Annotated in this window: 10 protein-coding genes; all 10 read right to left on the reverse strand. The window is 33.7% G+C overall.

All coding sequences use genetic code 11. From position 1 onward, the window contains the following. A partial coding sequence (locus tag L995_RS32030) for a hypothetical protein (protein WP_156136074.1) occupies positions 1-243 on the reverse strand: 243 nt, incomplete at its 3' end. Next, positions 243-755 carry a hypothetical protein gene (locus L995_RS13725; protein ID WP_036853154.1) on the reverse strand — a complete coding sequence of 171 codons (513 nt, stop codon included), beginning with the start codon at positions 753-755 and terminating at the stop codon, positions 243-245. The genes L995_RS32030 and L995_RS13725, both read right to left, overlap by 1 nt. A gap of 19 nt (positions 756-774) precedes the next feature. After that, positions 775-1,050, reverse strand: coding sequence for a hypothetical protein (locus tag L995_RS13730; protein WP_015979526.1), 276 nt, complete (start codon positions 1,048-1,050; stop codon positions 775-777). Between the two features lie 37 nt (positions 1,051-1,087). Beyond that, positions 1,088-1,993: a phage tail tube protein gene (locus L995_RS13735; protein ID WP_036853153.1), complete on the reverse strand. Its 906-nt coding sequence runs from the start codon at positions 1,991-1,993 to the stop codon at positions 1,088-1,090. 107 nt (positions 1,994-2,100) lie between these two features. Next, positions 2,101-4,470 (reverse strand): SGNH/GDSL hydrolase family protein, encoded by a 2,370-nt coding sequence (locus L995_RS33125; RefSeq protein ID WP_052080622.1) that lies wholly within the window; start codon positions 4,468-4,470, stop codon positions 2,101-2,103. Positions 4,471-4,526: 56 nt separating this feature from the next. Next, positions 4,527-4,892, reverse strand: coding sequence for a hypothetical protein (locus L995_RS13745; RefSeq protein WP_036853152.1), 366 nt, complete (start codon positions 4,890-4,892; stop codon positions 4,527-4,529). After that, positions 4,883-5,221 (reverse strand): hypothetical protein, encoded by a 339-nt coding sequence (locus L995_RS34345; protein ID WP_036853151.1) that lies wholly within the window; start codon positions 5,219-5,221, stop codon positions 4,883-4,885. The genes L995_RS13745 and L995_RS34345 overlap by 10 nt, the downstream gene beginning before the upstream one ends. Continuing rightward, entirely contained in the window at positions 5,211-5,525 is a 315-nt protein-coding gene (locus L995_RS13755) for a hypothetical protein (RefSeq protein ID WP_036853150.1), read from the reverse strand. Before L995_RS13755 ends, L995_RS34345 begins: the two co-directional genes overlap by 11 nt. Next, a complete protein-coding gene (locus L995_RS13760) occupies positions 5,525-5,788 on the reverse strand; it encodes a hypothetical protein (protein ID WP_002820020.1) in 264 nt (87 codons plus the stop codon). Before L995_RS13760 ends, L995_RS13755 begins: the two co-directional genes overlap by 1 nt. Before the next feature lie 20 nt (positions 5,789-5,808). Beyond that, the coding region (locus L995_RS13765; protein ID WP_231574425.1) for a hypothetical protein at positions 5,809-7,000 on the reverse strand (1,192 nt) is incomplete at its 5' end.

Genomic DNA, 7,000 nt, shown 5'->3' on the forward strand with positions numbered 1-7,000 from the left:
AACCGTAGAAAGTTCTTCTTTTAATTTTGTTGCTTTGTCACGTGATAAGCCCAACTGCGTTTGTAAATTCTTCTGCAATTGTGCCATTTTGCTGGTATTTGTTGGGTCAAGTTTTAGAGCTTCACGTAAGTTTTTAGCTTCTCCTCTAAGCCCTGACATTGCGGTATTAACGCCTTTAAGTGAGTTCTCGAATTTCGTTGTATTACCGTATATCTCGACCTCAAATGTTGCATTACTTGCCATTACATACCCTTTCTTTTACGCCTTTTCTCTTTTTCTTTTTCCTCTTTCTTTTTCTCTGCAATAAGTTCGATTATTTTATAAACAAGTTCTAGTTCCATTTCCATGAACTGTGTTATATCAATTTCATTATTGCCCAAAACAGTCAAAAGTTCTAAAGTTTTATTTTCCCTTACAGTATCTTTCTTTTTCTTAATCAATGAACTAGAAGAAAAGAAGACTGTATCGTCTTCCGTTTCCTCTTTTTCTTTAATAAAAACAGTTTTACAGAAGATATTGATTAACTCGTTAGTTGTAGGAAGCTCTGTTTTATCATCTAAGGCGTTTTGCATTCCTCCGTTACAATCTACCCAAAGTATCAATAACTTGTCTGTAAAGCTCTCCATTTGCTCTGTAAAGTCATCAGGAATATATCCAGCGACAAAAGAATTTTGTAGGTCTGCAAAGTCTTTTAAATCTGTAATAAAGTCTGAACCAGTTAGTTCTAAGTATCTAATTGCATGTTTTAAAATCATTTACAGTCCTTTCAGCTCATTAAATTTCTTTCTGCCATAATTCGACAAGTTCTTTAAGCCCTTTACCGTCAGTATCGAACTCGAAGCTAGAACGGAAGTCAGAGAAGTCACTTTTAGCTTTTACAATGTTATCTTGAAAAAGAGCCAAGTATAGACCATATTGAACGAACTCCATTAGGTCAGTAATTTCTCCGTCTTCTTTTTTAAGTTCTGTATCCATTGCCTTTTGTTGTTGGAAAAGGTCTTTACCTGTAATCATTTTAAATTTACGTGCTGTACTCAATTGTTTTGCCATTTTATTTTATATTCCTTTACTTAATCTATTTTTAGTCTTATGAATGGTCAGTTACTGAAACTCCTGCGGTAACATCTTTATAACCCTCAGCGGAGAACTTTACGTTATAGGCACCTGGAGCAAGTTGTCCGTTTGTTGCTACTTTTCCATTTGCGTCATTAATCACTGATGTTACTTTTACAGTTCCACCATTAGAATCTTTCAAAGTGGCAGGCACTACGATTCTTCCGTCATTATGACCCTTTGTAGCAGTAGTCACATTAGGAATAACAGGAGCTACGAGTGTAATTCCACCAGCTAGAACTGTATCAGGTTGCATAATGAATAAACCACTTTCCATTTTCTTGACGAAATCTTTTGCTTGTTCTCCCCAAATTTCGTACTCAATAGCAGGGACTTTTTTACCGCCATTCAAATAAATATCTGACTCAGTCGCTTGTACTGCCAAAGTCCATTGGATAGGGTCTACACCGTCAACTGAATCTGTTTCTGATTCTTTTGTTGCTTCTGCTGTTGGTCTCAAATTTGGATAAACGACTACGCGATAACCGTCAACAAATTCCCCTGTAACTTTATCACGCTTACGCCCTTTAATAAGGTATTGAACACATTTCGTTTTCCAATTACCAGTAGGAGACCAACCCAAGCCATTTTCTGTTCTTTGTTGACCTAAAATGTCTTCTTTAAGCGATTGGTCTGTTTGAATGAATACCATTTCGCCTTGAAGTAAGGTAGCACCTTTTTTCACTCCATGGTCTGGCACGTCATCAGCTGGATAGCTGTTAGTCTCCGCTTGGTCTTCCATTGCGCCAACTGATACTAAACCAGTTACAATTTTATGGTTAGTAAACTCTGGTTTTCCGTTACTTCCCTTGGCCATATCAGCTACGATTAGAGCTTCATTACCAAAGAAAATCTCACGTGAGTTATAATCTAATTTCATTTTTTATTTTCCTTTTTATTTTTTTATGCAGTACGTTTCCAATAATATATTGTCGTTGAACCAATTACTGCTGAACCGATATTTTCCCATGCAATCCTAAATATATATTAATCAATATCAATATTCCACATGCAAACAGGATATATTAAATCTTGTAACTGTGACATAATTTGAGCCATTGAGTATTTGTTAGGGTGTATCGATCCATAAGTAACGCCATCTGAATTTAAAGCTGACCATGTTTTTATAGACATATCATTATGTGCGTAAGTTCTCGCTGTAAAATCAGCAAACGCACACTCGTATTTACGACATAATTCTTGTATTATAGGTCTAACATTTTGAAACCACTCTACATAGGTTCTCCCAGTATTATAAACTGTTCCAACTGTTGGCAAAGTGATGATAATAGCCAAATCTTTTACGGTTTTATTATAAGCTGGTCTACCATTAACACTTGTATTTCCTCTTATTCTTTTCAATCCTTCTTCCATATTTGTTTTAAATAAGTTTAATCTTTGTTCTAGTGTTAACCCAGCGAACTTCGTATGGTTTTTATCAGCGTCATTCATTCCCCATCCAATTATTAAAAGGTCTGGGTTATGTTCCATCGATGTTTGTAAAAAACCATTAGGGTATTTTTGTAAATAGTAAGGCAAAGCATAAGTTGGGTTTCCTACCCATTCATTCGTATTTCTACCACCAAAACCATTGTTTAGTATTGATAATTTTTTTAAATCATAATTCCCTGCCTTCATTATTTTTTTAAGTGCATAATCTTTCATGCCAAAAAAAGTATCTTGAACCGATGATAGTGGAGCGTAACCAGCAGTTATACTATCTCCGTCTAATGCTATTGATATATTATTTACACCGTCATAAATTTTCTCATACCAATGCTCTAAATATTCATGTCCCCAAATAGGTGTAACTGGATATTTGTAATAATCAAACGCAGTAGTAGTTGTTGTAACAGTGTCATTACTTACTGACGGGGTATAATTTACCATTTTTTGAAAACTATCTAAATTACTCGGTACGTTGTTAGTGGATGAAGTGTAATTTAAAACTTGCATGTCTGCTAATATCATGTCAATATCAGATTGTGTAAGAGGTTTTAATCTAACATACCCTTGAATAGCATATATTCCATTTGCGTTTATATTTTTTTCGTTTGTAACAGTAACACTCTCACATTTCAAAGTATTGCTATTAAATTTAACTAATTCTAATCTTAAATATTTTGAGTTAGTATATTTTAAAATAGAACCCTTATTTAATGTCATTTTTTGAGTTGAAAAGTATGTCTTGTTAATATCTTTTGAAGCACTACCAACACTATATTTTCCATATGTTACAGTCAAGTCAATATCAACTAACATTCTATCTTTGAGAAATTTTAATTCATCTTCAATAATGTCTATTTTGTCTGTAGTTGAAATATATGATGTAAAAATAAAATTTGATTTTGTCGTTGCAACATCTTCTCCCATTTTTCCAAAACCAGTTTTGGCAGTTTGAAAAGCAATTTTGCCAATATGCTTTATACTCATTCCATTTTTTACTTCGCCATAGCGTAAAAAAGCACCATTTTTATCATATAAAAAATATTTATAAAGTGTATAATTAGTTGGATTTTTAATATTTAATTCAACAGTACCGCTAATATCAAACTTTACAGTTCTATTCATAGACTCATTAATAACTGTTTCGCCATTATTATCATTATATTTACCAACTTCCCAAGCAACATTTAAAGTTGTTGGTGTTAAACTGTTCGCTTGTGCTTCGGTAGCCTTTGCCATTGCATTTTTGGCTTCACTTTCAGCTTGTTTTGCTGTTTCTTGAGCAGTTGTTACATTTTGATTTGTGATTAATAAATCTGATTGTTCAGCTTTTGTTGAAATTGCAATCCCTTGCCTGCTGACATCAGCTTGTAAGTTGTTCAAGTCTGTTTGATTGGCTTTAAGCTCAATATTGCTCTTGTTTGATTCAGTTTGAGCATGTAAGTCATTCAACTCACTACGCATTACTTGTGGCATATTTTCCAATAATAATTTTGTAAAATCATCAATCTTATTATTTACTTCTTGAGCTAAATCTGTAACCGTAGAATTATCTGATATAAACGTAAGGTTCTTGCTGACGATAACCTGCTCTTTATCTTCATTGAGAAGTATTAAGTTCGCTTCAATAACTCCAGTTTCTGTCATTTCGGTAGGAATTACTAAAATAAACTCTCCCTTAGTTAAGTTTTCAGGAGGAATCATAACAAAACCTGAATTACTGCTATTAGTATATTGATATGTAAGTTTTAATGAATGGCCAGTCAAATCAATTTCGCCTCCATTATCAAGTATTTTAATTGACAATGTTCTAGCGTTGACGTCGCCTTGCATTATTTGAATTGGTTGTGGGAAGCCTTTATTGACCGTATCCCATACAATCGCTCTATTTTTAAAATTATCTAAACTCATTAAAAAATACCATTATTGTTAATTTCAATCAAATGTAATTAAACCACTTTCTACTTTTATAATTTCATTGAATTAGCATAAATAGCGCCTTTTTTCAATGTTGTTTTAACGTCTTGCATACCTTTTTTATTTCTTAAAAAGTACATACCATGATAACCGCTAGTATAATTAGCTCTAGTACCTGCGTCAATAACTATTTTATCGCCTTTTTTAACTTGTTTTAAGTTACTTGATAATTGACCAGTATTTTGGTATCTAGCATAAGTATAGGTGTGACCATGACTTCTAATTAATCTAGTTCTTCGGCTTGCACTATTCGCTTTAGCTTTAAATTCTGCTTCAAACCAGTCGCCCATGCGTTCTGTTACTTTAGTTTGCATTTCTTTAGCTATGCTTGCTGTATTAAGTAAATTCATTGCCATGCTTGACCACCTGCACCACAAGGCAAATAAACAGTACCAGTATAATTGTACAAATGGCTATTCTCTGACCAGTTCGTCATATTCCAACCGTTTTGTAAAACATTTCCGACTAGTTCTACAAGTTCATCGTCAACATCTTTAACAGATAAAACAACTTGATAATAGTAACCCATGACAAAGCTCGTATTATCCATTTTAATGACCTTTGAGTCACTAAGTGATAAATATACCGTCTTGTCTTCTATCGTGTCCTTAACACCTAAAATAACGTCATTTAGAGGCATTGTAAGCAAATTGTTGTACCAATCTATATAAGAATCAAATTCCATTGCTTACTACCCCCTCTAAAATCATCTTGTTATTCTTAGGGTTTCTTTCCCATGTTGTACGCTTGAAAGTTTCGCCTTTTTCGTCCAAGAAATAGTTGAAAATCAAGTCTTCCATTTCTCCGATTCCGTTAAGCTCGTATCTTACGTTTTTACCTAGCCCAATCATAGAAAACTCATCAAGCCTTGTCTGACTAATTCTCTGTTTAACTGCTGGTAAAACGATAGGCTTTATAACATTAGCTTCTGCACCGTTCTTCTTCTTAACAGTCGTTTCTACCTGTAATGTAACTTGTGAGAATATCATTAAATACCTCCATAATACATTAACTCTTGCAAAGAAGCCAAACGTTTCATTTCAGCATTTCGCCATTGTTCTGCTGGTTCATCAACAATATTAAGCCGACAATAACAAGAAATAAAGTCTTTAACTAATACGCTTGTTTCGTCAGCTTTAATACCATTTTTTTCTAGCAATTTAATAGCTATTGAACGGAATAAGATAAGTTTACTATCATAAGCTGTTACTAAAATCGGAATACCACAATAGACCTTAATATAATCTATCATTTACTTCCTCCATTTTATTCTTATGCTACTGTAATTACTGCACCAGCGTTATAAGTTTCAACATGACCGCTTGTTAGTGTTTCTACCAAAATCATGTTGCTGTTAGTTTTCCATTCAAAGGCATCAACTTTTGTAAGGTCTTGCATGTCAATGTGATACTTTTGGTCTACCAATACAGTAGGTTTGAGTGCTTTTGAACCTGTATAGACAATAATTTCATCTACTCCAACTTCAGAGGCAATTTCAGCGTCATCATTTTTAATACGAACGTGAGCATTTGCAGTTGCTTGACGTAACTCATCTAACAAGGCTTTACGGTCTTCTGCTTTAACAATCAAATAACGACGTCCAGCAGTAGGGCGAACAAAGTCAACCGCTTCTTCAATAGCGTCAGCAAATGGAGTTTTGCCAGCTGATTTGGCTTTTGTAGTAATCTTTTTGATTTTTTTGACGTCTGCTTCTTTTTCAATTGATTTAAAACCGTTTGTTCCGTCACCCTCAATAAGCGCAAGGTCAACAATTTTATTAACAATAGCTTGTGTAAGTTCCGCTACAATCAAGTTGTAAAGTTCAGAATATGACATTTGAAGTCGTTTAACACGTTCAGCAAGTGATTGCAATTTATAAACCATTACAGGTTCAAGAGTATCAATAGTGAGAGCTGCAGCCTGTTCTACTTTTTGTTGTCCGTCTTTGTGGAGATTTGCTTCATTAGCTGAATCAAATGAGCGTGATACGAGCAAAGCGCCGACATTTGTAACACGGAATACTTTGAACACTGGGTTAGTATTTAACAAAACTGTGTTGATTGAATCAACCAATTTACGTGGAAGCTCAAAAGTTTTATCTGTGATAGTTACACCATTTTCAGCAAGTTTTGCGCTCCAAGCGTTTTTAATTTCTGATTTTCCAGAGTTCTTTTTCAATACATCAAAAAATTCTGTTACAGCGTTTTGTGATTCAATAAAGTTTGTCATTTTATCTTTTCCTTTTGGTTTTTCTTCCTGTGCGTTAAGTTCATTCTCAATTTTGATAATTTCAATTGAATTTTCTGAAAGTGTTTTTTCCAATTCTTGTACTTTTGGCAAGTCTTCAATTGCATTTTTTACTTCAAAGCCACTAATTTGAGATTTTAAAGATACGTTATTTTCTTTAAGTTCTGCCAAGCGGTTCTGTTTTTCGATTAAATCAGGTTTATTCATATTTCTTTTT

Source organism: Delftia sp. ZNC0008 (assembly GCF_000799035.1).
In the GTDB taxonomy this organism is placed as follows: domain Bacteria; phylum Pseudomonadota; class Gammaproteobacteria; order Burkholderiales; family Burkholderiaceae_C; genus Comamonas; species Comamonas tsuruhatensis.